The organism is Streptomyces europaeiscabiei, from assembly GCF_036346855.1.
Classification (GTDB): Bacteria; Actinomycetota; Actinomycetes; order Streptomycetales; family Streptomycetaceae; genus Streptomyces; species Streptomyces europaeiscabiei.
This window is the reverse complement of record NZ_CP107841.1, coordinates 1,585,073-1,611,528: the sequence shown is the minus strand read 5'-3', so window position 1 is coordinate 1,611,528 and position 26,456 is coordinate 1,585,073. Positions and strand designations below refer to the sequence as shown.

25 protein-coding genes are annotated in these 26,456 nt (G+C 70.7%); 12 read left to right on the top strand and 13 right to left on the bottom strand.

Features of this window, described 5'->3' with window-relative positions; genetic code table 11:
• Positions 1-10: 10 nt before the first annotated feature.
• From OG858_RS06710 to OG858_RS06685, 6 genes are all read left to right on the top strand, one after another.
• Positions 11-322, top strand: a complete 312-nt coding sequence (locus tag OG858_RS06710; RefSeq protein WP_037704926.1) for an urease subunit beta — start codon at positions 11-13, stop codon at positions 320-322.
• Positions 315-2,036, top strand: coding sequence for an urease subunit alpha (locus tag OG858_RS06705; protein ID WP_086752800.1), 1,722 nt, complete (start codon positions 315-317; stop codon positions 2,034-2,036). The genes OG858_RS06710 and OG858_RS06705 overlap by 8 nt, the downstream gene beginning before the upstream one ends.
• Before the next feature lie 78 nt (positions 2,037-2,114).
• Positions 2,115-2,789 (top strand): urease accessory protein UreF, encoded by a 675-nt coding sequence (locus OG858_RS06700; RefSeq protein WP_319268708.1) that lies wholly within the window; start codon positions 2,115-2,117, stop codon positions 2,787-2,789.
• 267 nt (positions 2,790-3,056) lie between these two features.
• Positions 3,057-3,746: an urease accessory protein UreG gene (gene ureG, locus OG858_RS06695; RefSeq protein ID WP_328545050.1), complete on the top strand. Its 690-nt coding sequence runs from the start codon at positions 3,057-3,059 to the stop codon at positions 3,744-3,746.
• Positions 3,747-3,850: 104 nt separating this feature from the next.
• On the top strand, positions 3,851-4,612 hold the full coding sequence (locus OG858_RS06690; RefSeq protein ID WP_086753849.1) for an urease accessory protein UreD: 762 nt from the start codon (positions 3,851-3,853) through the stop codon (positions 4,610-4,612).
• 164 nt (positions 4,613-4,776) lie between these two features.
• On the top strand, positions 4,777-6,366 hold the full coding sequence (locus tag OG858_RS06685) for an alpha/beta hydrolase (RefSeq protein ID WP_328545051.1): 1,590 nt from the start codon (positions 4,777-4,779) through the stop codon (positions 6,364-6,366).
• Between the two features lie 272 nt (positions 6,367-6,638).
• Here OG858_RS06685 and OG858_RS06680 read toward each other — a convergent pair whose 3' ends face one another.
• Entirely contained in the window at positions 6,639-7,358 is a 720-nt protein-coding gene (locus OG858_RS06680; protein ID WP_086753847.1) for a lysophospholipid acyltransferase family protein, read from the bottom strand.
• Between the two features lie 162 nt (positions 7,359-7,520).
• Between OG858_RS06680 and OG858_RS06675 the strand changes: the two genes are divergently transcribed.
• On the top strand, positions 7,521-8,897 hold the full coding sequence (locus tag OG858_RS06675) for a PP2C family protein-serine/threonine phosphatase (RefSeq protein WP_319320465.1): 1,377 nt from the start codon (positions 7,521-7,523) through the stop codon (positions 8,895-8,897).
• 27 nt (positions 8,898-8,924) lie between these two features.
• On the opposite strand, the gene OG858_RS06670 is transcribed toward OG858_RS06675, so the two are convergent.
• The 4 genes from OG858_RS06670 to OG858_RS06655 all read right to left on the bottom strand — a co-directional run bounded on the left by OG858_RS06670 (position 8,925) and on the right by OG858_RS06655 (position 12,060).
• On the bottom strand, positions 8,925-9,203 hold the full coding sequence (locus OG858_RS06670) for a hypothetical protein (RefSeq protein WP_319068530.1): 279 nt from the start codon (positions 9,201-9,203) through the stop codon (positions 8,925-8,927).
• Between the two features lie 119 nt (positions 9,204-9,322).
• A complete protein-coding gene (rocD, locus tag OG858_RS06665) occupies positions 9,323-10,549 on the bottom strand; it encodes an ornithine--oxo-acid transaminase (protein ID WP_086751959.1) in 1,227 nt (408 codons plus the stop codon).
• A gap of 67 nt (positions 10,550-10,616) precedes the next feature.
• Positions 10,617-11,447 (bottom strand): dimethylargininase, encoded by an 831-nt coding sequence (gene ddaH / locus OG858_RS06660; protein ID WP_086751957.1) that lies wholly within the window; start codon positions 11,445-11,447, stop codon positions 10,617-10,619.
• Between the two features lie 121 nt (positions 11,448-11,568).
• A complete protein-coding gene (locus OG858_RS06655) occupies positions 11,569-12,060 on the bottom strand; it encodes an Lrp/AsnC family transcriptional regulator (protein ID WP_037704939.1) in 492 nt (163 codons plus the stop codon).
• Between the two features lie 101 nt (positions 12,061-12,161).
• Between OG858_RS06655 and OG858_RS06650 the strand changes: the two genes are divergently transcribed.
• The 4 genes from OG858_RS06650 (at position 12,162) to OG858_RS06635 (ending at position 16,446) form a co-directional block, all read left to right on the top strand.
• Positions 12,162-12,929: a LytR/AlgR family response regulator transcription factor gene (locus OG858_RS06650; protein ID WP_086751955.1), complete on the top strand. Its 768-nt coding sequence runs from the start codon at positions 12,162-12,164 to the stop codon at positions 12,927-12,929.
• A gap of 9 nt (positions 12,930-12,938) precedes the next feature.
• The gene (locus OG858_RS06645; protein WP_037704941.1) at positions 12,939-13,298 is read left to right on the top strand and encodes a hypothetical protein; all 360 of its coding nucleotides are present in this window, start codon (positions 12,939-12,941) and stop codon (positions 13,296-13,298) included.
• Between the two features lie 46 nt (positions 13,299-13,344).
• On the top strand, positions 13,345-15,090 hold the full coding sequence (locus tag OG858_RS06640) for a sodium/solute symporter (RefSeq protein WP_037704942.1): 1,746 nt from the start codon (positions 13,345-13,347) through the stop codon (positions 15,088-15,090).
• A 147-nt stretch (positions 15,091-15,237) separates the two neighbouring features.
• Positions 15,238-16,446 carry a sensor histidine kinase gene (locus OG858_RS06635; RefSeq protein ID WP_086751961.1) on the top strand — a complete coding sequence of 403 codons (1,209 nt, stop codon included), beginning with the start codon at positions 15,238-15,240 and terminating at the stop codon, positions 16,444-16,446.
• Between the two features lie 19 nt (positions 16,447-16,465).
• Here OG858_RS06635 and OG858_RS06630 read toward each other — a convergent pair whose 3' ends face one another.
• The 7 genes from OG858_RS06630 to OG858_RS06600 all read right to left on the bottom strand — a co-directional run bounded on the left by OG858_RS06630 (position 16,466) and on the right by OG858_RS06600 (position 24,867).
• A complete protein-coding gene (locus OG858_RS06630; protein WP_037704943.1) occupies positions 16,466-16,621 on the bottom strand; it encodes a hypothetical protein in 156 nt (51 codons plus the stop codon).
• Between the two features lie 14 nt (positions 16,622-16,635).
• A complete protein-coding gene (locus OG858_RS06625; protein ID WP_327723474.1) occupies positions 16,636-18,609 on the bottom strand; it encodes a serine/threonine-protein kinase in 1,974 nt (657 codons plus the stop codon).
• Positions 18,610-18,626: 17 nt separating this feature from the next.
• Positions 18,627-20,243 carry a DUF6777 domain-containing protein gene (locus OG858_RS06620; RefSeq protein ID WP_328545052.1) on the bottom strand — a complete coding sequence of 539 codons (1,617 nt, stop codon included), beginning with the start codon at positions 20,241-20,243 and terminating at the stop codon, positions 18,627-18,629.
• 236 nt (positions 20,244-20,479) lie between these two features.
• The gene (locus OG858_RS06615) at positions 20,480-21,424 is read right to left on the bottom strand and encodes a cytochrome c oxidase assembly protein (protein ID WP_086750826.1); all 945 of its coding nucleotides are present in this window, start codon (positions 21,422-21,424) and stop codon (positions 20,480-20,482) included.
• A gap of 155 nt (positions 21,425-21,579) precedes the next feature.
• Complete coding sequence (locus OG858_RS06610) at positions 21,580-22,605, bottom strand: 6-phosphofructokinase (protein ID WP_086750825.1); 1,026 nt, start codon at positions 22,603-22,605, stop codon at positions 21,580-21,582.
• A gap of 246 nt (positions 22,606-22,851) precedes the next feature.
• Positions 22,852-23,580 (bottom strand): type 1 glutamine amidotransferase, encoded by a 729-nt coding sequence (locus tag OG858_RS06605; protein WP_037704952.1) that lies wholly within the window; start codon positions 23,578-23,580, stop codon positions 22,852-22,854.
• 48 nt (positions 23,581-23,628) lie between these two features.
• Complete coding sequence (locus OG858_RS06600) at positions 23,629-24,867, bottom strand: Mur ligase family protein (RefSeq protein ID WP_037704953.1); 1,239 nt, start codon at positions 24,865-24,867, stop codon at positions 23,629-23,631.
• A 164-nt stretch (positions 24,868-25,031) separates the two neighbouring features.
• Between OG858_RS06600 and def the strand changes: the two genes are divergently transcribed.
• A complete protein-coding gene (def, locus tag OG858_RS06595) occupies positions 25,032-25,571 on the top strand; it encodes a peptide deformylase (protein WP_173531538.1) in 540 nt (179 codons plus the stop codon).
• 91 nt (positions 25,572-25,662) lie between these two features.
• Here def and OG858_RS06590 read toward each other — a convergent pair whose 3' ends face one another.
• The gene (locus OG858_RS06590; RefSeq protein WP_037704955.1) at positions 25,663-26,319 is read right to left on the bottom strand and encodes a TetR family transcriptional regulator; all 657 of its coding nucleotides are present in this window, start codon (positions 26,317-26,319) and stop codon (positions 25,663-25,665) included.
• Between the last annotated feature and the right edge of the window lie 137 nt (positions 26,320-26,456).

The window sequence follows — 26,456 nt, the reverse complement described above, 5'->3', positions numbered from 1 at the left end:
GGGGGCCTCGATGATTCCCGGAGAGATCCTCTTCGCCGAGGACCCGATCGTCTACAACGAGGGCCGTGAAGTCACCCGGCTCACCGTCCTCAACGCCGCCGACCGGCCCGTCCAGGTCGGCTCCCACTACCACTTCGCCGAGGCCAACCCCGGCCTGGAGTTCGACCGTGCCGCCGCGCACGGCAGGCGGCTGAACGTCGCCGCCGGCACCGCCGTGCGCTTCGAGCCCGGGATCCCCGTCGACGTGGAACTCGTCCCGCTCGTCGGCGCCCGAATCGTGCCCGGTCTGCGCGGGGAGACCGGAGGTGCCCTCGATGCCTGAGATCTCACGTGCCGCGTACGCCGACCTGTTCGGCCCCACCACCGGTGACCGCATCCGGCTCGCCGACACCGATCTGCTCGTCGAGATCGAGGAGGACCGTTCCGGCGGGCCCGGACTCGCCGGTGACGAGGCCGTGTTCGGCGGCGGCAAGGTCATCCGAGAATCCATGGGCCAGGCGCGTGCTACGCGCGCAGAAGGCACCCCGGACACGGTCATCACCGGTGCGGTGATCATCGATCACTGGGGCATCGTCAAGGCCGACATCGGCATCCGTGACGGCCGGATCACCGGCATCGGCAAGGCCGGCAACCCCGACACCATGGACGGGATCCACCCCGACCTGGTCATCGGCCCCGAGACGGAGATCATCGCGGGCAACGGGCGGATCGTCACCGCCGGTGCCGTCGACGCCCACGTCCACTTCATCTGCCCGCAGATCGCCGACGAGGCGCTGTCGTCCGGTGTCACGACACTGGTCGGCGGTGGTACGGGACCGGCGGAGGGCTCGAAGGCCACGACCGTCACCCCCGGACCCTGGCACCTCGCCCGGATGCTGGAGGCGATGGAGCAGTACCCGCTCAACATCGGCTTCCTCGGCAAGGGCAACACGGTCTCGCACGAGGCGATGCTGTCCCAGATCCGGGGCGGCGCGCTCGGCCTGAAGCTGCACGAGGACTGGGGGTCGACCCCGGCCGTCATCGACGCGTCCCTGACCGTCGCCGACCGGACAGGCATCCAGGTCGCCATCCACACGGACACGCTCAACGAGGCCGGGTTCGTCGGTGACACGCTCGCCGCGATCGCCGGACGCGGTATCCACGCGTACCACACCGAGGGCGCCGGCGGCGGGCACGCGCCCGACATCATGACCGTGGTGTCCGAGCCGCACGTACTGCCCAGCTCCACCAACCCGACCCGGCCCTACACCGTCAACACCGCCGAGGAACACCTCGACATGCTGATGGTCTGCCACCACCTGAACGCGGCCGTGCCGGAGGACCTCGCGTTCGCGGAGTCCCGCATCCGGCCGTCCACCATCGGCGCCGAGGACATCCTGCACGACCTGGGCGCCATCTCGATCATCTCCTCCGACGCGCAGGCCATGGGCCGGGTCGGCGAGGTCATCCTGCGGACCTGGCAGACCGCTCATGTGATGAAGCGGCGGCGGGGTGCGTTGCCGGGCGACGGCCGTGCGGACAACCGTCGAGTACGTCGCTATGTCGCCAAGTACACGATCAACCCCGCCCTCGCGCAGGGGCTCGCCCGCGAGATCGGCTCCGTCGAGACGGGCAAGCTCGCCGACCTCGTCGTCTGGGATCCCGCGTTCTTCGGCGTCAAGCCGCAGCTCGTGATCAAGGGCGGGCAGATCGCCTACGCGCAGATGGGCGACGCGAACGCCTCCATCCCCACCCCGCAGCCGATCCTTCCGCGTCCCATGTTCGGGGCCATCGGGCGGGCGCCCGCCTCGAACTCGTTCAACTTCGTGGCGCCGCTCGCCATCGAGGACGGGCTGCCGGAGCGGCTCTCGCTGGGGAAGCGGTTCGTCGCCATCGAGTCGACCCGTGGGGTCACCAAGGCCGACATGCGTGAGAACGACGCGCGGCCCGAGGTGCGCGTCGACCCCGACAGCTTCGCCGTGCACATCGACGGGGAGTTGGTGGAGGCTGCGCCGGCCGCCGAACTTCCCATGGCTCAGCGGTACTTCCTCTTCTGATGGCCGAGATGGGATGCGTGATGGCCGAGGAGCGGTGCCCGGTGCCCGGGGCGCGATGCCTGATGTTCGGGGGCCGGCTTGTCTAGGGCCGCGCTCCTCGTCCTGGCCGACGGCCGGTTCCCCGCCGGAGGGCACGCGCACTCCGGCGGGGCAGAGGCGGCCGTCAAGGCCGGGCTGATCACCGGGGCGCGGGAGCTGGAGGCGTTCTGCCGGGGGCGGTTGCACACGGCGGGGCTGGTGTCGGCGGCGCTGGCCGCCGCGGCCGCGCTCGGGGTGGATCCGCCGGCCCTGGACACAGCCGCCGATGCCCGGACGCCGTCCGTCGCGCTGCGGATCGCCTCGCGGAAGCTGGGGCGGCAGTTGATGCGGGCGGCGCGTGCGACCTGGCCGTCGGAGGAACTGGAGGCACTGGCGCGGGAGTTCCCCAAGGGGGCGCATCAGCCGGTCGTGTTGGGGCTGGCGGCGAGGGCGGCCGGGCTGGGGCCGGACGATGCGGCGTACTGCTCCGCGTACGAGAGCGTGAGTGGGGCGGCCAGCGCGACGGTGCGGTTGTTGAGTCTTGATCCGTTCGATGCGACCGGGGTGCTCGCGCGGTTGGCTCCCGAGATGGATGTGGTGGTGGGGGCGGCGGTCGACGCGGCTCGGGGGGTGGGCGTTGCCGGGGTGGGGAGCCTGCCTGCCGCTTCCGCGCCCCTGTTGGAGATCAGTGCGGAGGTGCATGCGGCTTGGCCTGTGCGGTTGTTCGCGTCCTGAGTTCTCACGCCCCCGCCGCCCCTACCCGTCCCATCCCCAGGGGCGTTGCCCCTTCGACCCCCAGGTGCGGTCCGGTGGGGGCTGGTCGCGCAGTTCCCCGCGCCCCTGAAAAGCAGGGGCTGCGCCCCGTGCTTTTCGGCCCGAAGGGGCCGTAGGCCACCAAGGGTGCGGGGGACCGCGCGAGAAGCCCCCACCCACCCGCAGCCGCCGCTCAAACGTCCCACCCCGAGCCCTCGCGCGATCCACAGCAGAAGAAGGAGCGCAGCCATGCATCTCGACCACTCCCACTCCCACTCCCACGACGGCCCCTCAGCCGTCGGTGCGGACGCGCATCGCCCCGACGGCACTCGTCGGGCCCTGCGTATCGGACTCGGCGGGCCCGTCGGGTCCGGTAAGACGGCCACGGTCGCCGCGCTCTGTCAGGCCCTGCGGGACGAGTTGTCGCTCGCGGTCGTGACGAACGACATCTACACGCGCGAGGACGCCGAGTTCCTGCTCCGCGAAGCCGTGTTGCCGCCCGAGCGGATCACGGCGGTGGAGACGGGGGCGTGCCCGCACACCGCTATCAGGGACGACATCTCCGCGAACCTCGAAGCGGTGGAGGATCTGGAGGACGAGGTCGGCCCGCTCGATCTCATCCTCGTCGAGTCCGGGGGCGACAACCTCACCGCCACCTTCTCCAGGGGCCTCGTCGACGCGCAGATCTTCGTGATCGACGTGGCCGGTGGGGACGACATCCCGCGGAAGGGCGGGCCCGGCGTCACCACCGCGGACCTGCTCGTCGTCAACAAGACCGACCTCGCGCCGTACGTCGGGTCCGACCTGGGCCGGATGGCCGTGGACGCGAAGGCGCAGCGGGCGGAGCTGCCGGTGGTGTTCCAGTCGTTGCGCAGCGAGGCCGGGGTCGGCGACGTCGCCGCGTGGGTGCGGGAGAAGTTCGCGGCGTGGACGGCATGACGGCGGCCGGGGAGGTGACGGCGGTCGGGGAGGTGATGAGGGCCGGGGAGGTGACGGCGGTCGGAGATGTGATGACGGTCGGGGACGTGACGGCGAACGGGGACATGGGGACCGCCGGTGTCAAGGCCACCGCACGGATCGCGGCCCGCGTCGATGGGCGCGGCGGTACGGCGCTGCCCGTGCTGGAGAGCCGCGGACCGCTGGCGTTGCGTCGCACGCGGGGGAGCGGCGACGAGGCCAGGGTCATGCTGGTCGGGGCCATGAGCGGGCCGCTCGGCGGGGATCGGTTCGCTGTCGAGGCGGAGGTCGGCGAGGGGGCCCGGCTGCATGTCGGGTCGGTCGCCGCGACGATCGCGTTGCCGGGGCAGGCCAAGGGGGAGGCACATTACGGCGTGCGGATCGATGTCGCAGCCGGAGGCGAACTGCGCTGGCTGCCAGAGCAGTTGATCTCCGCGAGGGGCAGCGATCTGCGGGTGTCGACGCGAGTGGAACTCGCCGTCGGGGCGCGGCTGGTGTTCCGGGAGGAGCAGGTGCTCGGGCGGGCCGGGGAGGAGTCCGGGCGGCTCACCAGCCGGCTCAGTGTGTGGTCGGGTGGGCGGCCGTTGCTCGATCAGCAGGTGGGGTGCGGGCCGGGGGCTCCCGGCGGCTGGGACGGGCCCGCCGTGCTGGGCGGGTTCCGGGCCCTGGGGCAACTCGTCGTCGTGCGGCCGGAGTTCGCCGAGCGGGTGCCCGAGCCGAGGGTGTTGGGGGAGAGCGCCGCGCTCACTCCGCTCGCCGGCCCCGCCGTACTCGTCAGCGCCCTCGCGCCCGACGCGCTGCGGCTGCGGCGCGTGCTCGACGAAGCCCTTGCCGAGCTGGATGGTTGATGAGCACTTGAGTCGGAGTTCCGCTGAACGGGACTTTCCGCACCGGTTATCGGATTAGTAAAGAACTGCTCGCCCCTCTGTTCTCAGGCACCTCACAGGCACGAGGATCCCCGTGATCATTCGAATCTTCGAAACTATGTACGGGGAGTTCCCTCTTGAGAGGTATGAGGCCGACCAGAAGGGCGGCAGCGTTCGGCTCCGCCGGACTGCTCGTCACGGCGACCCTGATAGCGGGTGCCGTCGCCGCCCCCGTGGCAAACGCCGCGGACAGCGCGATCGCGCAGAACCGTGAGGCCAAGGGCGTCGCCGTCGCCGTAGCGAAGGCGGCGAAGAAGGGCGTCAACTGGCAGGACTGTCCCGAGAGCTGGGGCCTGGAGAAGCCGATCAAGTGCGGCTGGGTCACCGTGCCGCTGGACTACGCCAAGCCGGACGGCAAGCAGATCGAGCTCGCCGTGGACCGTATCGGCAGCACCGGTACGAAGGAGGAGCGCCAGGGCGCGCTCGTCTACAACCCGGGCGGTCCGGGCGGCTCGGGCCTGCGCTTCCCGCGCCGGGTCACGACCAAGGCCCCGCTGTGGGTCAACACGTCCAAGGCATACGACTTCGTGGGTTTCGACCCGCGTGGTGTCGGCAAGTCGGCGCCCATCTCCTGCGTCGACCCGCAGGAGTTCGTGAAGGCGCCCAAGATGGACCCGGTCCCGGACTCCGAGGCCGACAAGCTCAAGCAGCGCAAGCTGGCGGCCGAGTACGCGGCGGGCTGCAAGAAGCGCAGCGGCGAGATGCTGCCGCACATGACGACGCCGAACACCGCGCGTGACCTGGACGTCATCCGGGCCGCCCTGGGGGAGAAGAAGCTCAACTTCCTCGGCGTCTCGTACGGCACGTACATCGGCGCCGTCTACGGCACCCTCTTCCCGAACCACGTGCGCCGCATGGTCGTCGACAGCGTGGTGGACCCCTCCCGGGAGAAGATCTGGTACCAGGCCAACCTGGACCAGGACGTCGCTTTCGAGGTCCGCTGGAAGGACTGGACGAAGTGGGTCGCGCAGAACGACGCGACGTACCACCTCGGTGACACCCAGGCCGAGGTGCAGGCGAAGTGGCTGGAGCTGCGCGCCACCGCGAAGAAGAAGCCCCTCGGCGGGCTCGTCGGCCCGGCCGAGCTGATCTCCTTCTTCCAGAGCGCCCCGTACTACGACTCCGCGTGGGCGCCCACCGCCCGGGTGTGGAGCAAGTACGCCGCCGGTGACACCCAGGCGCTGGTCGACGCGGCCGCCCCGGACCTCACCGACACCGCGGGCAACGCCGCCTCGGAGAACGGCAACGCCGTCTACACGGCGGTCGAATGCACCGACGCCAAGTGGCCCCGCAGCTGGAAGAAGTGGGACCGCGACAACACGAAGCTGCACAAGAACCACCCGTTCATGACCTGGGCCAATGCCTGGATGAACCTGCCGTGCGCCACCTGGCAGTCCAAGCAGTACACCCCGGTGACCGTGAAGACGAAGGAGGGCCTGCCGCCCGTCCTGATCGTCCAGGCCGAGCGTGACGCGGCCACGCCGTACACGGGTGCCGTCGAACTGCACAAGCGGTTCAAGGGCTCCCGTCTGATCACGGAGAAGAACGCCGGCTCCCACGGGGTCACCGGCCTGGTCAACTCCTGTGTCAACGAGCGTGTGGACACCTACCTGCTCACCGGCGCGGTGGGCGAGGCCGATGTGACGTGCGACCCGCACGCCACCCCGGCACCGTAGGTCCGGCCGTAGGTCCATGAGAAAGGGAAGGGGGCGACCGGAAGGCCCGGTCGCCCCCTTCCGTATGTGCTCACGCGGTCACGCCGGGCGCCCCGCCGACCACGCGTCCTCCGCCACGTGGTCGAAGAGGTCCCCGTGGAACTCGGCCATCCTGCAACACGCCTCCCGCGGGTACCGTCCGCCCGGGTCGGCTCCTCGGTCGGCGACGTCGTGCACGCCCGCCGGGTGGAGGCGGCTCCCGCCGCCGTATGTGAGGACCTGCCGGGACTCGCTCAACTCAACGGCATGCGCGGGAACTTGCGCTCCTTCGTCGCCGCAGCCTCCTCCGCCTTCACCACGGCCGCGTACTGGTCGACGTACTCCTGCTCGGAGAGCGAGAGGATCGCGTACATGATCTCGTCGGTGATCGCGCGCAGGACGGCCTTCTCGCTCTCCATGCCCTCGTAGCGGGAGAAGTCGAGGGGCTTGCCGAAGCGGATGACGACGGGGTGGATGTTGGGGATGACCTTGCCCGGGGGCTGCGCCTCGAACGTGCCGATCATGGCGCAGGGGACGACGGGCACGCGGGCCCTGAGCGCCATGACCGCCACACCGACCTTGCCCTTGTACAGGCGGCCGTCGTGCGACCGGGTGCCCTCCGGGTAGATGCCGAGGAGTTCGTCCTTGCTCAGCACGCCGAGCCCCTCGCGGATGGCGGCCTGGCCCGCCTCCTTGCCGGAGCGGTCGACGGGGATCTGTCCGGCGCTGTGGAAGAAGAACGCCGTCAGCCGGCCCTTGAGGCCAGGACCGGTGAAGTATTCGGCCTTCGCCAGGAACGTGATGCGGCGCTTGAGGATCGCGGGCATCAGAAAGTGGTCCGAGAAGGACAGGTGATTGCCCGCGACGATGGCAGCGCCCGACGACGGTACGTGTTCGAGGCCTTCGATGCGAGGCCGGAAGACCAGTCTCAGCAGCGGACCCAGAAACACGTATTTGAGCAGGTAGTAGAACACGGCGTCTCCCTCGCGCTACCGGTTCGGCTCTATGGACGTGTTCCGCCAGGTCACAGCAGACACGCGCACACGCGATCGTCTTGCGGGTGTGGCCGTGTGCGGCCGGGTCTGATCGGACTCACGCTGACTCCTTGCTGACTTTGCCGACGCTGCGTAAGGCGCATGAGCGCTGGTGAGCCTCGTCCTGCGTGTCGACGATTGATCGTAGCCCTCCGCGCCACGTCACCGGGAGCACCCCGACCCGCCGCAATCACCTTGCGCGGTCTTCCGGCCGAACCGCGTGGGCAGCAGGCGTCGGCTGCGCCGGGTGGCGCCGAACAGCAGAAGCCCGACGGCGAACGAGATGCCCGTACTCCCGGCGGCCCCGGTCGGCACGTCCTCGGCGCGGGTGCCTCACCGAGCCTTCACCGTGCTGCTGGGGTAGGCGAGTTCGGTCCCCCAGCCGCCGCCGCACCTCCCGGACGCCGGGACGGTCAGGGCCACCGCCTCGCGCCCGGACCGGCGTCCGTGTGCGGCCGGGCCGCCCACGGCAGGTCCGCGGTCATCGACCGACGTCGACGACCTCCTGCCCGTACGAGGTCCGGCAGCCGGTCGGATACGGGCGAAGCACGTGCTCGATCACGTGGGAACGGCCGCACCACCCGGCACGCGTGGGCGTTCCTGCCGCTGCTCAGCTCCGGACACCCCATCGGCTGTCTCCTCCTCGCCTACAACGCCCCTCATCCCTTCACCGCCGCCGAGCGCTCGATCCTCACGCCCCTGGCCGGGCTCATCGCCCAGGCCCTGGACCGCGCACGCCTCTACGACGCCCAGCACAACCTCGCCCACGCCCTCCAGCAGACCCTGCTGCCCCACGCCCTGCCCACCGTGACCGGACTCGACGTTGCCGCCCGCTACCTTCCCGCCAGCCACGGCATGGACATCGGCGGCGACTTCTACGACCTCATCCGCCTCACCGACACGACCGCCGCGGCGGTCATCGGAGACGTACAGGGCCACGACATGACGGCGGCCGCCCTCATGGGCCAGGTCCGCATGGCGGTCCACTCCCACGCCACGGCCGGAGCCGCTCCCGACCAGGTCCTCGCCCGTACCGACCGTGACCTCGCCGACCTGAACGCCAGCCGTTTCGTCTCCTGCCTCTACGCCCACCTCGACCTCGCCCGCCACCAGGTCACGCTCGCCAGCGCCGGACATCCACCCCCGCTGGTGCGACACCCCGACAACCGGACCCACCCCGTCGACATCCGTCCCGGCCCCCCACTCGGCATCGGTGTCGGAACCCCCTCGTACCCGCTCACCACCCTGTCCCTGGCCCCGGAAACGCTCCTGGCCCTCTACACCGACGGCCTCGTGGAGAACCCCGGCACCGACATCGCGCAGACCATCACCGGCCTCGCCCACCACCTCGGCGAGGCCGGTGACCTCCCTCTGCACCAACTCGTGGACAGCCTCGTGCGCCACACCCGCAGCACCGGCCGGCACACCGACGACATAGCCCTGCTCCTGCTGCGACCCCACCGCACCGCTGAGCCATGAGCCGACCGGGTCCAGCGCCCCGGCACCTCACATCTGGAGCTCGGGCCAGACGTAGTACGAGTCGAACGGGCCACCGCTGATGTGAACGAGCCTGACGAAGCTCGACGCCGACAGTTCACCCCGGGAGAGACGGCCGGCGTTCCTGGTGTCGACGCAGATGCCGTTGACCTTGTACTCGGGCTCCAGCAACTCTCTGAAGAACCGCTCGGGGTCGGGGCTCATCGCCTCCCAGTCCCCTTCCTCAAGTTCGATCTCGAAGACTTCGAGGGTCTGCGGCTCACCGTCGCTCTTGCGGACCGTCGCCATGATGGGTGTCCTCCCGGGAAGTGAATGGCCTCCTCTCAGCTTGTACGCCCGGGCCTCGTCGGCAAGTCGCCCGAGAACTCCTTGGGCCGCGCGGCCCAAGGACCACGCGGCGCCGGCTTTCAGGACCCCTCCTTCAGGACCTCCCCCAACGTTTCCAGCGCCGAACGGAGTTCCGTTCCCGTGATCGTCAGGGGCGGTGCCAGGCGGATGGTCGAGCCGTGGGTGTCCTTGACCAGGATTCCCGCCGCCATGAGGCGGTGGCTGATCTCACGGCCCGTGCCGATCGCGGGGTCGATGTCGACGCCCGCCCACAGCCCGCGCGCCCGGAAGCCGACCACGCCCCGGCCGACCAGTTCCGTGAGCCCGTCCCGCAGGAGCCCGCCCAGTTCGGTGGCCCTGAGCTGGAACTCCCCGGTGCGCAGCAGCTCGACCACCGCCGAGCCGACCGCCGCCGCGAGGGGGTTGCCGCCGAAGGTCGAGCCGTGCTCGCCGGGACGCAGGACCGACAGCACCTCGCGTCGGGCCACCACCGCCGACACCGGCACGATGCCACCGCCGAGCGCCTTGCCGAGCAGTACGGCGTCGGGCAGGACGTCCTCGTGCTCGACGGCGAGCGTGCGGCCGGTGCGGCCGAGGCCCGACTGGATCTCGTCCGCGATGAACAGGCAACCCGTGCGGCGGGTCAGCTCACGGATCCCGCGCAGATAGCCGTCGTCCGGGATGAGCACGCCCGCCTCGCCCTGGATGGGCTCGATCAGCACCGCGGCCGTCGTCTCGTCGATCGCCGCCTCCAGCGCGGCGAGGTCGTTGTACGGGACCACACGGAAGCCGGGCGTGAAGGGGCCGAAGCCGTCGCGGGCCACCGGGTCCGTGGAGAAGCTGACGATCGTCGTCGTACGGCCGTGGAAGTTGTCGGCGGCGACGACGATGGTGGCCCGGTCGGCGGGGACGCCCTTCACGTCGTACGCCCATTTGCGGGCCACCTTGATCGCGCTCTCCACGGCCTCGGCGCCCGTGTTCATCGGCAGCACCATGTCCAGGCCGGTCAGCTCGGCCAGGGACTCGGCGAACTCGGCGAGCCGGTCGTTGTGGAAGGCCCGCGAGGTGAGGGTGAGCGTGTCGAGCTGGCGGTGCGCGGCCTCGATCAGCGCCGGGTGGCGGTGGCCGAAGTTGAGGGCGGAGTAGCCGGCCAGCATGTCCAGATAGCGGCGGCCCTCGACGTCCTCGACCCAGGTGCCCTCGGCACGGGCGACGACCACGGGCAGCGGGTGGTAGTTGTGCGCGAGGACGGGCTCCTCGGCGCGGATGAGGTCGGCCGACGAACGCGTGGGGGCGGGAGCGGTCATGAGCGGACCTCCAGGGTCACGGGGCGGATCGCCTGCACCGGGCGGCGGGTCTCCTGGGTCACGTGGGTCACGGGCGGATCTCCTGAGTGACGCACTTGATGCCGCCGCCGGCCTTCTGGAACTCCGACAGGTCGACGGGGACGGGAACGTAGCCCTGCCGGGTGAGCTGGTCGGCGAGTTCCTTGGCGCGCGGCGAGATGAACACATGGCGGCCGTCGGACACCGAGTTCAGGCCGAAGGCCATGGCGTCCTCGCGCGTCGCGATCACCGCGTCCGGGTAGAGCCGGGCGAGGACCGCGCGGCTGCCGGGCGAGAACGCCTCCGGGTAGTACGCGATGTTGCCCGCGGAGCCGTCGCTGCCGTCGTCGAGAACGAACAGGGCGGTGTCCAGATGGTAGAAGCGCGGGTCCACCAGCTGGAGGCTGATCACCGGGACGCCGAAGAACTCCTGCGCCTGGCGATGGGCCTCACGGGTGGTGCGGAAGCCGGTCCCGGCGAGGAGATAGCGGCCGGTCGGCACCAGGTCGCCCTCTCCCTCGCACACCGACTCGGACCGCAGAACGTCGTACCCGGCGCTCTTGAACCAGGCGTCGTACGCGGTGGACTCGGGGCGCCGCTCGGGCGCGTGGAACAGCGAGCCGAGGACACGGCCGCCGAGGACGAGCGCGCAGTTGGCCGCGAACACCATGTCGGGCAGCGCGGCCACCGGCTCCACGGTGTCCACGGTGTGGCCGAGGGTCCGGTAGGCGTGGATCAGTTCCTGCCACTGATCCCGGGCGAGGTCGACGTCCACGGGGGTGTCCGGATGCATCCAGGGATTGATCGAGTACTGCACGGCGAAGTGTCTGGGTTCACAGACGAGAAAGCGCCGAAGGCGCGGCACACGGCTGTCGGGCACAGAGGGTTTCTCCGCTTCCTGCGGTGTCGGCTGGGATATCACCAAGGTAGGAATCGGGACCGGCGCACGACAAGGAACAAACGTTGCGTGTTCACGCAGTAATGCTGCGTATTGATCGAGCTCAACGCATGTTTGCTGCGTCCTGGGTCGCCCCGGCCTCCGGAGCCTCCGGCAGCAGGTGCGACAGCACCATGTAACTGATCGTCTTCCGGATGAACGGCTCGGTGCGGATCCGCTCCAGCACCTCCTCGAAGTGCTCCACGTCGATGGCCCGTACGTGCAGCAGCGCGTCCGCGCCACCGGTCACCGTCATCGCCGCGGTGATCTCCGGATGGTTGCGCACGACCTCCGCGAGCCGCCGGGGCGGCGCCGCGCCCTCGCAATACACCTCCACGTACGCCTCCGTGCGCCACCCGAGCGCCGCCGGCTGCACCGTCGCCGTGAACCCGGTGATCACCCCGGTCTCGCGCAGCCGGTCCACCCGCCGCTTCACCGCGGTGGCCGAAAGGCCGATGTCCGAGCCGATCTCGGCGAAGCTGGTCCTCGCGTTCGCCATCAACGCCGTGATGATCTTGCGGTCGAGCTCGTCGAACGCCGCGGACTTGCTGTTCATGCGGGCACTGTATCCAGCGAGGGGGCCCACGGCCCCCGGTGCGAAGCCCTCCGGCGCGCGCCCGTGTGCATGCGTACGAATTACTCCTACACTCCACGTTCATGCTGCGCGCGCTCGCCGTCGATGACGAGAAACCCTCCCTGGAGGAACTGCTGTACCTGCTGAACGCCGATCCACGGATCGGCAGCGCCGAGGGCGCGGGCGACGCCACCGAGGCACTGCGGAGGATCAACCGCGCCCTGGAGTCCGGACCCGACGGACCCGAGGCGATCGACGTCGTCTTCCTCGACATCCACATGGCCGGACTCGACGGCCTCGACCTCGCCCGCCTCCTCACCGGGTTCGCCCGGCCCCCGCTCGTCGTCTTCGTCACCGCGCACGAGGGCTTCGCCGTCCAGGCCTTCGACCTCAAGGCCGTCGACTACGTCCTCAAACCCGTCCGCCGGGAACGTCTCGCCGAGGCGATACGCCGGGCCGCCCAGCTCCGCGACACGGCAACGGCGGCGGCCCCGCCGATCCCGGTCCACGAACCCGACCCCGACCAGATACCCGTCGAGCTCGGCGGTGTCACCCGCTTCGTCGCCGTCGACGACATCACCCACGTCGAGGCCCAGGGCGACTACGCCCGACTCCACACCCCCCAGGGCAGCCACCTCGTCCGCATCCCCCTGTCCACCCTCGAAGAGCGCTGGCGCGCACGCGGGTTCGTCCGCATCCACCGCCGCCATCTCGTCGCCCTGCGGCACGTCGGTGAACTCCGCCTGGACGCGGGCACCGTCAGCGTCCTCGTCGGCCCGGTGGAGCTCCAGGTCAGCCGCCGCCACGCACGCGAACTGCGCGATCTGCTAATGCGCCGGACCACGGGCTGAGGAGCCGCCATGCCGAACGACCCCACCGAACGCCGCGTCGTCGTCACCGGAGTGCCCCGCCGCACCCGCCGCGGCACCGGCCACCACCGCCCCCGTACCGAGATCGACGAACAGACCACCCTCGGCCACACCTACGTCAGCTCCCTCATGCGCAGCCAACTCCGCGCAGCCCTCGCCGTGTTCGCGGTCCTCGTCCTGCTGGTCGCCCCACTGCCCCTGGTCTTCGCCGCGATGCCGGACGGCGCCGGCCTGGAGTGGGCCGTCCTCGGCTTCGGCATCTACCCGCCCCTGGTCCTGCTCGCCCACTGGCACGTACGCCGCGCCGAACGCAACGAGCAGGACCTCGTCCGGCTCGTCGAGGACCGCTGAGCGACGCAAGCAGGGAACCCGTGAACGAGGAGACCGAGAGCAAGGCATGAACGAGAACTACGCCGTCCCCGCGGTCGCCCTCGTCGTCGTGGCGACCGTCTTCGTCGGCGCCTTCGGCCTGCGCATCTCCCGGACCACCTCCGACTTCTACGTCGCCTCCCGCACCGTCGGCCCCCGCCTCAACGCGGCCGCCATCAGCGGCGAATACCTCTCCGCCGCCTCCTTCCTCGGCATCGCCGGCCTCGTCCTCGTCCAGGGCCCCGACATGCTCTGGTACCCGGTCGGCTACACCGCCGGCTACCTCGTCCTGCTGCTGTTCGTCGCCGCCCCGCTGCGCCGCTCCGGTGCGTACACCCTGCCGGACTTCGCCGAGGCCCGCCTCGCCTCCAAGACCGTACGACGGCTCGCGGGGGCCTTCGTCGTCGGTGTCGGCTGGCTCTACCTGCTGCCCCAACTCCAGGGCGCCGGACTGACGTTGAATGTGCTCACCGACGCGCCCGAGTGGCTCGGTGGCGTCATCGTCGCCGTCGTCGTCTCCGCCACGGTCGCCGCCGGCGGCATGCGCAGCATCACCTTCGTCCAGGCCTTCCAGTACTGGCTCAAGCTCACCGCCCTCCTCGTCCCCGCGCTCTTCCTCGTCCTCGCCTGGCAGGGCGACGGCGCCCCGCGCCACGCCTTCGACGAGCCCGCCGAGTTCCGTGAACAGCGTGTCGTCCGCATCGACGAGACCCTCGACCTGAAGCTCACGAGCCCACTGACCGTCACCGCCTCCGGCACGATCGACGGCCGCCGCCACGACGACGAACGCGTCGACCTGCCCACCGGCACCCACCGCATCGACCGGGGCACCCGCCTGACCTTCACCAAGGGCGACACCGTTCCCGTCGCCGACCGCGGCACCAACGGCGGCATGTCCACGTCCCTCGCCGCGGGCCGCGAGGAACGCCCCCTGTACGCCACCTACGGGCTGATCCTCGCCACCTTCCTCGGCACCATGGGCCTGCCCCACGTCGTCGTCCGCTTCTACACCAGCCCGCACGGAGTCGCCGCCCGCCGCACCACGGTCGTCGTCCTCGGCATGATCGGCTTCTTCTACCTCCTGCCGCCGCTCTACGGGGCGCTCGGCAGGCTCTACGCCCCCGACCTCACCCTCACCGGCGACGCCGACGCGGCCGTCCTCCTCCTGCCGGACCGCATGATCGGCGGCCTCGGCGGCGACCTGCTCGGCGCTCTGGTCGCGGGCGGTGCCTTCGCCGCGTTCCTGTCCACCGCCTCGGGCCTGACCATGGCGGTCGCCGGGGTGCTCACCCAGGACGTCCTGCCCGCTCGCGGCGTACAGCACTTCCGGCTCGGCACGGTCCTCGCCATGGCCGTGCCGCTCGCGGCGAGCGGCCTGGTGGGCGGGCTGCCCGTCGCCGACGCGGTAGGCCTCGCCTTCGCCGTCTCCGCCTCCTCCTTCTGCCCGCTGCTCGTCCTCGGCATCTGGTGGCGGCGCCTCACCCCGCCTGGCGCCGCGGCGGGCATGCTCGTCGGCGGTGGCGCGGCCCTTCTCGCGGTCGCCGCGACCATGGCCGGATACCCCGGCACCGGCACCCTCCACGCCCTGTTGGCCTGGCCCGCACTCTGGTCCGTACCGCTCGGCTTCCTCACGATGGTCCTGGTGTCCCTGGCCACCCCCGGCAAGGTCCCGCCCGGGACATCGGCGATCCTGGCCCGCTTCCACCTTCCGGAGGAACTGGTCGGCGGCCGCACCCGCGCGGCGACCAAGGAGATCGAACTGTGGCGACGATGAGCACGAGGGACCGGCCGCACAGGGGCGGCATGCGCACGAGGACCCGTCGCAGACCCATCGAACCGGGGCGGCGCGAGGGCGGGCGGAAGGGAACCCACGAGCGGCGAGCGGTGTACCCCTTGCAGGAGGTGAACGATGAGCGGTGAAGTGACCGGGTTCCTGGCGGGGTTCTGCGTGGCCGTGCTCCCGCTGCTCGCGGGCGGGTTCTGGCTGGGCCGGCGTACGGCCCGGCCGCGCAACAGCCTCGGCGGACTCGGCACACCCGTCGAGCACGCCACCTTCCAGACCCTGCACACAGCCACCCTCGCCGCGCCCCCGCTGCGCGCCGGCCTCACCGAGGAGACGGCCCGAAGATCCGCCAAGCGGCTGCGCACCCTGCTCGGCACGGACGCGCTGTGCCTCACCGACCACGAGTCGGTCCTCGCCTGGGAGGGTGTGGCGGAGCACCACCGCGCCGAGATCATGGGACGGCTGGCGGGCCCCCTGGAGACCGGCCGCGGCGAGGCCTTCCGGCTGACCTGCGACATCCTCGACTGCCCGGTGCGCTGGGCGGTCGTCGCCCCCCTCACCGTCGACGACCGCGTCCACGGGGCGCTCGTCGCCTGCGCACCCCGCGAGTCCGCCGTCCTGGTCCGAGCGGCCGGCGAGGTCGCCCGCTGGGTCTCCGTCCAACTGGAACTGGCCGACCTCGACCAGTCCCGCACCCGGCTGATAGAGGCCGAGATCAAGGCCCTGCGCGCCCAGATCTCCCCGCACTTCATCTTCAACTCGCTGGCGGTGATCGCCTCGTTCGTCCGCACCGACCCCGAGCGCGCCCGTGAACTCCTCCTGGAGTTCGCCGACTTCACCCGCTACTCGTTCCGCAGACACGGCGACTTCACCACCCTCGCCGACGAACTCCACGCCATCGACCACTACCTGGCGCTGGTCCGGGCCCGCTTCGGCGACCGGCTCTCGGTCACACTCCAGATAGCCCCCGAGGTCCTGCCGGTCACCCTGCCCTTCCTCTGCCTCCAGCCCCTTGTCGAGAACGCGGTGAAGCACGGCCTCGAAGGCAGGACCGACAAGAGCCACATCAGCATCACCGCGCAGGACGCGGGCGCCGAGGCGCTCGTCGTCATCGAGGACGACGGCGTCGGCATGGAACCCGAGGTGCTCCGCCGCATCCTGGCGGGCGAGAGCAGCCCCTCGGGCGGCATCGGCCTCAGCAACGTCGACGAGCGGCTGCGCCAGGTGTACGGCGACGACCACGGCCTCGTCATCGAGACCGCGGTCGGCGCGGGCATGAAGATCACCGCCCGGCTGCCCAAATACCAGCCGGGCGTACACCCGGACGGGGGAATCCCCCGGGCCTGAGGATCACAGGGCGTGAGCCTCAGGTGCGCGACGCCACCATCCCCAGCGTCAGCAGGCCCAGGACGACCCATCCGAACCACAGCCAGCCATTGCTGCCTAGCGCCACCGAGTAGGCCGTCACCACGACCAGCCCACCGACGGTGAGCACCCCCATGGTCTTCGTCGAACCGGGCATCGCAACACCCTTCCTCAGGCTTCTTCTCCCTCCATGGTGCCCCCACTACCGGAAATGACAGTGCAGACGACGTAATGCGCGCCCTTTTTCCAGCCGTCCTCGCTGATCCAGAAACCGGAACCGGTGATACCGGGCTCATGGCCGTACTGCTTCGGCGGCAGGTTGTTCCGGCATCCGGCGAGCGCCAGGTCCTGTGCGCTCTCGTACGTGGTCCCGGGGCTCATCTCGTAGAAGCCGAGCACCTTCTGCCGGTGGCGTTCCTGGCAGGAGACCAGCCGGATCCTGTTGTCGGAGATCGGGTCGAGACAGTCCTGCTTCTGCAGGGTTGCCACGTCGGCGAGCACCGTCTCACCCACCGTCCGGTACTCGCCGATCGGTCCGTACACCGGCCTGCGCTCGCCCAGCAGCAGACAGACGACCCGATGCCCGGCGGCGTCGAAGCCGCCGTCGGTCGGGATGACGGCGTGGGTTCGGACGTCCACGAGCTTCGCGCGGTCCTCCACCGTGAGCTGCTCGCACCGGGCGGCCCCGCCCGTCCTGGCGTCCTCGGCCGACGACGCCTCGTAGGAGGCCATCACCTGGCCGTCCATCGAGTGCCCCGTGCACTCGGGCACGATCCGCAGCCTGGCCGCGTCCGTGAACGGAGCGCCGGTCCAGGTGACGTCCACGCAGTCGCCGTCCCGCAACGGCTTCACCAGCCCCACGGTCTTCCCGTACGGCAGCTCCGCGCTCCGGGTGTCACCGCTGCCGCCCAGCCCACCCGGCAGGCCCTTCATGTTCTCCAGGGCGTACCAGGTCCCACCGACCACCAGGGCCAGACCGAGGGTGGTGGCCATGCCCGCGAGGAGGGCCCGGCCGCGGTGCCGACGGGGCCGCCCGCCGGTTCCGGCGCCGGAACCACCGCTCTGCGGGGGAGTGCCGAAGCCCTGGCCGCCGTGTGAGGGGTGCTGGGCCGGGGACCAGACGTCCCGCTGCCCGCCGTGCCCGCCCGACGGCGCGTACCACGGTGTCCCGTGCGGGCCCGCGGGGACGACGGGGCTCTCCGGCTCCGCCGTGTGCGTGGGCTCGTTCGCCCACTGCGGTTGTGAACCCAGGTCGGGCTCGGTGCGGGGGTGGGCCTGGGGTGTGACGATCGCGGAGAGCGCCGCCTCGGTCTCGGCGGCGGTGATCCGGCGCACCGGGTCCTTGGCGAGCATGGCGCCCAGCACCGGCTCCAGCGCACCCGCTCGCAGCATCGGACGCGGCTCGTCCAGGACGACCGCGGTCAGCGCCGCGATCTCCGAGTCGCGGTCGAACGGCCCGTACCCCTCGACGGCGTGGTAGAGCGTGCAGCCCAGCGAGAACAGGTCGGACGCGGCGGTCGGCGGCCCGTCCTGGGCCCGCTCGGGCGCGAGGTACCCGGCGGTCCCGACCAGGACGTGTGTCCGTGTGTGCCGGGTCTCCTGGGTGTCGGGCTGGACGGAGATGCCGTAGTCGGTGAGGAGGACGCGCGCATACGGCGATCCGGTGCGGTCCGGGGCGAGCAGGATGTTGGCCGGCTTGACGTCCCGGTGCATGATGCCGCGCTCGTGCCCGGCGGTCAGCGCGTCCAGCACGGCGAGCCCGATCCGGGCGCACTCGGCGGGGGCGAGGGAGCCGCGCACGGCGACGAGGGCCTTCAGGTCGAGGGCGCCCGGCACGTACTCCATGACGATCCACGGCAGTTCGTCGTGCTCCAGCACGTCGTGCACGGTGACCACGTTCGGGTGGGCGCGTAGCCCGGCGGCGTGCCGGGCCTCGGCGCGGGCGCGGGCCACCCTGGCCGTGCGCTCCCGCTCGGCCTCGCCCGGGCTGCGGAACACGATCTCCTTGAGCGCCACCTCGCAGTCCAGCTGACGGTCGTGCGCCAGCCAGACATGGCCCATGCCGCCGCTGCCCAGCCGGTTCAGCAGGTGGTAGCGGTCGGCGATGACCCGGCCGACTCCCGACTGCGGTGCTCCTGACTGCATCGGACACTCCCCAGGGTTCAGATCCATACGGGCCGGGCCGGGTCCTTGACGGGGGCGCCCCGGTGGTCCGGATCGCGCGGATCCCCCGGATCCCCCGGATCTCCTGTACCTCCCGGGACGTCGGACGGCGGACCACCGGTCGGTTCTGGAGCACTCGTCGTCGGCCTGTCGGTGGGCGGGCCACTGTCCTCCGGCGGGGTGGGCTCGGGCTCGGGAGTCGTCGGCGCCCTGCTCGCCCTGGACGGACCGGGCGTCGTCGAGGGAACGGACGGGGCGGGTTTGGGCGCGGGGTCCTGCGAGGGCTTCTCGGAGGACTTCGACGGCGACGGCGGCGACGTGCCGCCCGTCGGCGGGGGAGCGGTCGACTCAGCGGGCGACGATCCGCCGTCCGTCGGCGAGGAACCCCCGCCCGACGATGTCGTGTTCCGGTCCGTCGGCGTCGAGCCGCTCCCCGTCGGCGACCCGCCCGGATCCGACCCGCCCGGATCCGACCCGCCCGGATCCGACCCGCCCGGATCTGACCCGCCCGGATCTGACCCGCCCGTCTCCGACCCGCCCGTCTCCGACCCGCCCGTCTCCGAGGGCTCCTTCGGCCCCTGACCCGTCCCCGTGGAACCCGAGCCTGACCCGGATTCCGACCCGGATTCCGACCCGGATTCCGACCCGGATTCCGACCCGGATTCCGACCCTGACCCGGGCTCCGAGTCGTCGGTGCCCCCCTCGGAGGTCCGGCCCGGCCAGTCCACACTCAGGGTCACCGCGGCGCCGAACTCCAGCTCGACGCCCGGCCCGGGGCTCGAACCGGTCACCGGCGCGTCCCCCGGCGGCATTCCGTCCCCGGCGACGGTCACCGCCAGCCCCTTGTCCGCCATGGCCGCGCTCGCCTCGCCGAAGGTCATCCCCCGCACTCGCGGCACGGCCTGCCGCGCCCGCGTGTCGAACGTAGTGTCGGACTCGCCCGTGGTGCCGATGTCCCGGCTGATGCCCCGGTCCGGGTCCTCGACATCGACCAGCTTGATCTCCTTCAGCCGCTCGGGAGCGGGCTTGACGACGACCACAGCGGACGTGTCGTAGCCCTTCCACTCCTTGTTGCCGCCGGTGAACTCCACCTCGATGCGCTCGGGGTTCTCGTCGAACGCCCGTAGCGGATTTCCGCAGCTGCACTTCACGGCGGGTAAACCCTGATCGTCGACAAGTACCGCGATGCCGGCTTCCAGCAGTGCGTCGAAGGGGACGGCTTTGTCCTTCTTGTAGTCGTGGTTCTTCACGAGGGTGTCGTGGCGCAGGAGAACGGGTGTGAGTTCATCGAGATAATGTCCGATGCCGTCGACATCGACACCGGCGATCCGCGCCCATTCCTGAGCCTTTTTCTTGTTCTCGGGAGCGGTGAGGAATTCCTCCAGCTTGCGCACGTCGCAGACCTTCGGCTTCTGCGTGCCCCCGTACAGGCCTGGGGTGTTGCCCTGCTGCAGACCGCTGTGCGGCTCCAGGGACGTGAGGTCGGGCCGGTCCCGGCCCAGCTGTTCGCCCTCGTCGAAGAAGGGTGCGAGGGATGCCACCCCCGCGGCCACCGCCTTCACCGCCAGCAGCGACGGGGCCGAGTCACCGCAACCGCTGAGGACCACCGCGCCCACCAGCAGGGCAGCGATCCTCCGGGCAGCCGATTTCCCCGCCCTTCGTAAACATGTTCGCAAGCATGCGTGAATTGTCATGACCGCTCCCCCCGGCGGTTTTCCCCGTCACTTCGCAGAGCAGAGGCGGGACTCACGCATCATGCTACTGAAGGGCAAAGCCTTTCGGTCAAGAGAAAAGAGAGGAGTGCGGTTGTGCGGCCGGACAGGATAATCGGGGCCCGACACAGAAATGTGGCTCAGCGACCACGTGCGTCGAGTGAGGCGAGATAGGCGTTGTACGCCTCGAGTTCCTTGTTGCCGTCCCGGTCGGCCGCGCGGTCCGTGCGCCGGGCCTGCCGCTGCTCGGAGCCGTGCCACTGGAAGAGAAGCGCGAGCAGCACGAGCACCGAGGGGATCTCGCTGAACGCCCAGGCGATGCCGCCGGCCGCGTTCTGGTCGGCGAGCGCGTCGATGCCGAGGGAGGCGGGCGGATTCTCGTACGTCTTCACCATCGGTGTGGACGCCATCATCAACGCGATGCCGAAGAACGCGTGGAACGGCATGCCGGCGAACAGCTCCAGCATCCGCATCAGATAACCCGGCCGGTGCGGGCCCGGGTCCACGCCCATGATCGGCCAGAAGAAGAACAGGCCCACCAGGAGGAAGTGGGTCATCATCACGATGTGCCCGAGCGTCGACCCCATCAGGAAGTCGAACATCGGCGTGAAGTACAGCGCGTACAGGCTCGCGATGAACATCGGGATCGTGAACGCCGGGTGCGTGACGATCTTCATGTACCAGCTGTGCAGGAACATCAGCAGCAGCTCACGCGGCCCCTTGTGGCCCTTCCCCGCCACCGGCAGCGCCCGCAACGCCAGTGTGACCGGTGCCCCGAGCAGCAGCATGATCGGCGCCAGCATGCTGATCACCATGTGCTGGACCATGTGCACGCTGAACATGACCATGCCGTAGTCGTTCAGCCCGGTACACGTCACCAGCATCACGAACAGCACACCCACGACGAACGCGACCGTCCGCCCGACGGGCCACTTGTCCCCCCGCCGCACCAGCCGCACGACGCCCCAGCCGTACAGGGCCAGCCCCACCAGGCAGGCGACGAGGAAGAACGGGTCGGCCGACCACGCGAGTCCCCGCCCCAGGGTGAAGGGCAGAAGACCCGTGCCGTGCCCGCTGTGATCCATCCGCCGGCTCCTGTTTCGTGGGGGTTGAGAGCTGTCTGTCCGGCCCCAAGACTAGAACCGCCCCCGGTCGCGTTCGCGACCGGGGGCGGGACAGTCGACCCAGGAGTGCGGGGAAATGCGCGACCAGCCGCAGACCACCCGCACCCGCCGGACGGCTAGAGCACGCACTCCGCCTCGGCGTACCGCTCCTCGGGAACGGTCTTCAACGTCTCGACGGCCTCGGCGAGCGGCACCATCACGATGTCCGTCCCCCGAAGCGCCGTCATGTTCCCGAACTCCCCCCGGTGCACGGCCTCCACCGCGTGCCACCCGAACCGCGTGGCCAGCACCCGGTCGTACGCGGTCGGCGTACCACCCCGCTGCACATGCCCGAGGATCACCGGCCGGGCCTCCTTGCCGAGACGCTGCTCCAGCTCGATCGAGAGCTGCCGAGCGATCCCGGCGAAGCGCTCGTGCCCGTAGATGTCCTTGCCGCCCTCGTCGAACTCCATGGACCCGGCCCTCGGCTTGGCCCCCTCCGCCGCGACGACGATCGCGAACCGCTTGCCCGCCGAGAACCGAGCGGCGACCTTCGTGGCCAACTCCTCGATGTCGAAGGGCCGTTCCGGTACGACGATGGCGTGCGCGCCGGCCGCCATGCCGGAGTGGAGCGCGATCCAGCCGGTGTGGCGGCCCATGACCTCCACGACCAGTACCCGCTGGTGGGACTCGGCGGTGGTCTTCAGCCGGTCCAGCGCCTCCGTGGCGACCCCCACGGCCGTGTCGAAGCCGAACGTGACGTCCGTGACCGCGATGTCGTTGTCGATGGTCTTCGGCACGCCCACGACCGGCAGACCGTTGTCCGACATCAGCCGGGCCGCCTTGAGGGTGCCCTCACCGCCGATGGGGATGATCGCGTCGAGGCCGAGTTCCTCGACATGGCCCTTCGCCCGCTCCACACCGTCCCGCAGATGCGAGGGCTGGACCCGGGAGGAGCCGAGGATCGTGCCGCCGCGGGCCAGGATGCCGGCCACGGCGTCCAGGTCGAGCTTGAGGTAGTCGCAGTCCAGCAGACCTTTCCAGCCGTCCCGGAAGCCGATGACCTCGTCGCCGTGGTCGACGACGGCGCGGTGCACGACGGACCTGATGACGGCGTTCAGCCCGGGACAGTCGCCGCCGGACGTGAGGACACCAATACGCATAGCCCGAATACCTTCTCGACGTGGGCCGGGTACCGGACCTCGCTGTCCGGCTGGAATCCCCGCCACCCTACCGGCGGCAGGGGGCGGGGCCGTAGCGGGCGTCCGCCTGCTGGACGCCCCCGCACAGGTGAGCGCGGCCCTGGTCAGACGGGCTTTCACAGATGAGCGGGGGTGGTGTCGGACGGGCTTTCGTACGGGCACTGAGGAACCGTTTCTCAGGCGCGCCCCGGGTTCCTGCCGGATGTCCTACGCGGGCTGCTGGGCCGAGGAGATGCGCTCGTCGCGCAGTGCCTCGAACCAGCGGTCGTCGGTCGGCGGCAGCGCGTTCACGTCCAGTGCCAGCTTCAGCAGCAGGTCCGCGATCTGCGGGTTCCGCGCCAGCACCGGCCCGTGCATGTACGTGCCGAACACGGTGTCGTTGTACGCGCCCTCCGTGCCGTCGCCCGTGCCGTTGCCCTTGCCGAGCCGCACCTGTGCGAGCGCGCGGGCGGTGGGGCCGAGGTGGGTGACGCCCTGGTGGTTCTCGAACCCGGTCAGCTGCGGCAGCCCGAGACGCGGGTCGATGTCCCCGAGGACATCGCCCACGCACCGCTCGCCCTCGCCGCGGGTCGTGGTCACGTCGAGCAGGCCGAGGCCCGGCTCGCGCTGGCCGAGGTCGTTGACGAACTCGTGGCCGAGGATCTGGTAGCCGGCGCAGACCGCGAAGACGATCGCGCCGTTGTTCACCGCCTGGTACAGATGCCGGTCCCGGCGCAGCCGCTCGGCGGCGAGCCGCTGCGGACGGTCCTCGCCGCCGCCGATCAGGTAGATGTCGCCGGAGGTGGGGATCGGCTGGTCGCTGCGCACGTCCAGCCGGGCCACGTCCAGGCCGCGCTGCCGCGCCCGGCGCTCGACGACGAGGACGTTGCCCTGGTCGCCGTAGGTGCTGAGCAGGTCCGGGTAGACCCAGACGACCCGCAGACTGTTGTCGCTCATGAAAGTCAGTGCCCCTCGGAGTCGTTGGCGTCGTTCGTCGTAGCGTGCTCAGTTGCCCACGCGACGGCGCAGGTCCTGGAAGGCGGTGTAGTTCGCGATGACCTCGATCCGGCCCGGCGGGCACATCTGCACCGCCTGGTCGAGGGTGTCACAGACCTGGAAGTGCTGGTTGGCGACCTCCAGTCGCACCGCCAGGTCGAGCTTGCGGTCACCGAGCACGAAGATCGGGTGGCCGGTCAGCCGGGTGTAGTCGACGTCCCACAGCCAGGAGGTGTCGGTGCCGTCGGCGCCGCGCGCGTTCACCGACAGGATCACCGGCGTCGGCGGCGGGTCGATGAGCGAGAACGTCTCCAGCCAGCCCGCCGGGTTCTTGGCGAGCAGCAGCCGCAGATCACGCTGCATGAACTGCACCACGTCGTACCGTCCGGCCACCGCCTGTACCTGGTACATGCGCTCCAGGGCGACCTGCGGGGGCACACCGAAGACGGCGGCGGTGGCAGCCGACGAGGCGGCGTTGGCCTTGTTGGCACGGCCCGGCAGCTGCAGATGGATCGGCCAGGCCGAGCCGTGCGGGTCGAGGACGTGGTCGCCGGAGAGTGCCCAGCTCGGCGTGGGGCGGCGGAAACCGCACTCGCCGCAGAACCAGTCGTCGCCGGGCCGCTGCATCACACCGCCGCAGGACGGGCAGGACCAGGCGTCGTCCTTCCACATCTGGCCGACCGCGACCCAGATCACGTTCGGGGAGGACGAGGCCGCCCAGACGATCAGCGGGTCGTCGCAGTTGGCCACGACGACGGCCTTGGTGCCGGCCAGGCCCTCCCGCCACGCCTCCGCCATCATGCGGGTCTCGGCGGCGCGGTCGAGCTGGTCGCGGGAGAGGTTGAGCAGCGCGATGCACTTGGGGTCGGTGTCCCGCGCGACACCGGCGAGGTACTTCTCGTCGACCTCGATGACCGCGAACTTGGAGTCCGAGTTCCCGGCGAGCGCCGAGGTGATGCCCGCGGGCATGTTGGCGCCGAGCGCGTTCGAGACGACGGGGCCCGCGGCCCGCAGTGCCTCGGCGATCAGCCGCGTCGTGGTGGTCTTGCCGTTGGTGGCGGAGACCAGGATGACGTCCAGGCTCTGTGCGAGCCGGGCGAGGAGGTCGGGGTCGAGTTTGAGTGCCACCCGGCCGCCGATCACAGATCCGCTACCGCGCCCCGCGGCACGCGATGCCGCCGCGACCGCCTTGCCCGCCGTCACGGCCAGCTTGGCCCGCGGCGTGAGCGGGTCCGAGTTGCCTGCCATCAGTTCTCGATCCTCCTTGCGTACAGCGCCGCGCCCTGTCTCGGCAACGTGTGGACCGAAGCCTATCGAGATCCACTCACACGCCCGAATCTCGACCGGGCCGTTGCGCGAGACATAGCCTTGGCGGGACCGGCGATATCGGGTCTGAACGTACTCTTGCGGCCATGCGAAGCGGCTCGATTCCCGGCGCCCGAGGGCGCGTTCTCCCCATGACACTGCTCGGGGACCCCGTATTGCAGGCACCCTGTGAAGAGGTGACGGAGTTCGGGCCCGAACTGGCGCGACTCGTGGAGGACATGTTCGCGACGATGTACGAGGCGCGGGGGGTGGGGCTCGCGGCGAACCAGGTGGGTCGGGGGCTTCGGGTGTTCGTGTACGACTGTCCCGACGACGAGGATGTGCGGCATCTCGGCCATGTGGTGAATCCCCGGCTCGTCTCGACGGAGGGGATCGTACTCCGTGGGCCAGAGGGGTGTCTGTCGCTGCCCGGGCTGGAGGCGGGGGTGGAGCGGTACGACGAGGCCGTGGTGGAGGGGTTCACGGTGGACGGGGACCGGGTGCGGGTGTGGGGGAGCGGGTTCTTCGCGCGGTGCCTTCAGCACGAGTGTGACCACCTGGAGGGCCGGGTGTATGTGGACCGGCTTTCGGGGTGGCGTCGTTCCCGGGTGATGCGGAAGGCCGCGAAGGCGGCGTGGGGGCGGTGAGGTCGTGGGCGGGTGCGGTTCGCCCGGCCGTTCGCGCGGGTCCGCGCCCCTTGGCGGGGCGCTGATCCCCGAATCGACCGAAAAGGAACCCTCAGAAACCCGGGCCGCCCACCTTGTCGCCCGCCGCTGCCAGGCGGCCCCACAGCAGGTCTGCCAGGCAGTGGACCAACTCTGCTCGTGTGCAGGGGCGTTCGCCCAGCCACCAGTCTCCCGCCGCGTGCATCATGCCTACGATGCCGTGGCCCCAGACGCGGGCGAGCCGGTGGCTGTCGGGGCCGAGGTCGAGGCGGTCCTCTATGACCTTGCCGAGTTCCTCGCCCATGCGGCGCAGGAGGGGGGCCGAGTGCTTGCCGACGTCGAAGCCCTGGTCGCCGGGCTGCTCGCCGGGCTGGCCGACCTCGGCGGGGTGCATGAGGAAGCGGTACACCTGGGGACGGGCCTCGATGGCCGTCAGATAGGTGTCGAGGGTCGCCTCGACGCGTTCACGCCGCTCCGCCGGGGCGTCCAACGCGGCCCGCAGGGAGTCGAGGAGTGCGTCGGTGTGCCGCTGGGCGAGAGCGGCGTAGAGTCCGCCCTTGTCGCCGAAGTGGCGGTAGAGAATCGGCTTCGTGATGCCGGCCTCGGCGGCGATGGCGTTCATCGACGCTCCGGGGCCGTCACGGAGCACCACCCTGTCAGCGGCCTCCAGCAGCTCGCGCCGACGGCGATCGGCGGACCGCTCCTGGTCGCTCCGCTGCGTGGTGTCCATGAGTCTCTCCCCCAAATGCTGATGACAGTGACGCCTTGCGCAAACTAGCACTGATGGGCACGGCCCGATCGAACGGGCTACCGAGCCCGACGCGGGAGTTGACTTTTCCTACCGACCGGTAACAGACTCGCGTTACC

What these genes read in the sequence shown, in the direction of transcription:
- OG858_RS06710 (WP_037704926.1), top strand. Translation starts at nt 11, where the DNA reads ATGATTCCCGGAGAGATCCTCTTCGCCGAGGACCCGATCGTCTACAAC.
- OG858_RS06705 (WP_086752800.1), top strand. Translation starts at nt 315, where the DNA reads ATGCCTGAGATCTCACGTGCCGCGTACGCCGACCTGTTCGGCCCCACC.
- ureG (WP_328545050.1), top strand. Translation starts at nt 3,057, where the DNA reads ATGCATCTCGACCACTCCCACTCCCACTCCCACGACGGCCCCTCAGCC.
- OG858_RS06690 (WP_086753849.1), top strand. Translation starts at nt 3,851, where the DNA reads ATGGGGACCGCCGGTGTCAAGGCCACCGCACGGATCGCGGCCCGCGTC.
- OG858_RS06685 (WP_328545051.1), top strand. Translation starts at nt 4,777, where the DNA reads ATGAGGCCGACCAGAAGGGCGGCAGCGTTCGGCTCCGCCGGACTGCTC.
- OG858_RS06675 (WP_319320465.1), top strand. Translation starts at nt 7,521, where the DNA reads ATGAGCGCTGGTGAGCCTCGTCCTGCGTGTCGACGATTGATCGTAGCC.
- OG858_RS06670 (WP_319068530.1), bottom strand. Translation starts at nt 9,203, where the DNA reads ATGGCGACGGTCCGCAAGAGCGACGGTGAGCCGCAGACCCTCGAAGTC.
- rocD (WP_086751959.1), bottom strand. Translation starts at nt 10,549, where the DNA reads ATGACCGCTCCCGCCCCCACGCGTTCGTCGGCCGACCTCATCCGCGCC.
- OG858_RS06655 (WP_037704939.1), bottom strand. Translation starts at nt 12,060, where the DNA reads ATGAACAGCAAGTCCGCGGCGTTCGACGAGCTCGACCGCAAGATCATC.
- OG858_RS06650 (WP_086751955.1), top strand. Translation starts at nt 12,162, where the DNA reads ATGCTGCGCGCGCTCGCCGTCGATGACGAGAAACCCTCCCTGGAGGAA.
- OG858_RS06645 (WP_037704941.1), top strand. Translation starts at nt 12,939, where the DNA reads ATGCCGAACGACCCCACCGAACGCCGCGTCGTCGTCACCGGAGTGCCC.
- OG858_RS06640 (WP_037704942.1), top strand. Translation starts at nt 13,345, where the DNA reads ATGAACGAGAACTACGCCGTCCCCGCGGTCGCCCTCGTCGTCGTGGCG.
- OG858_RS06630 (WP_037704943.1), bottom strand. Translation starts at nt 16,621, where the DNA reads ATGCCCGGTTCGACGAAGACCATGGGGGTGCTCACCGTCGGTGGGCTG.
- OG858_RS06625 (WP_327723474.1), bottom strand. Translation starts at nt 18,609, where the DNA reads ATGCAGTCAGGAGCACCGCAGTCGGGAGTCGGCCGGGTCATCGCCGAC.
- OG858_RS06615 (WP_086750826.1), bottom strand. Translation starts at nt 21,424, where the DNA reads ATGGATCACAGCGGGCACGGCACGGGTCTTCTGCCCTTCACCCTGGGG.
- OG858_RS06610 (WP_086750825.1), bottom strand. Translation starts at nt 22,605, where the DNA reads ATGCGTATTGGTGTCCTCACGTCCGGCGGCGACTGTCCCGGGCTGAAC.
- OG858_RS06605 (WP_037704952.1), bottom strand. Translation starts at nt 23,580, where the DNA reads ATGAGCGACAACAGTCTGCGGGTCGTCTGGGTCTACCCGGACCTGCTC.
- OG858_RS06600 (WP_037704953.1), bottom strand. Translation starts at nt 24,867, where the DNA reads ATGGCAGGCAACTCGGACCCGCTCACGCCGCGGGCCAAGCTGGCCGTG.
- def (WP_173531538.1), top strand. Translation starts at nt 25,032, where the DNA reads ATGCGAAGCGGCTCGATTCCCGGCGCCCGAGGGCGCGTTCTCCCCATG.
- OG858_RS06590 (WP_037704955.1), bottom strand. Translation starts at nt 26,319, where the DNA reads ATGGACACCACGCAGCGGAGCGACCAGGAGCGGTCCGCCGATCGCCGT.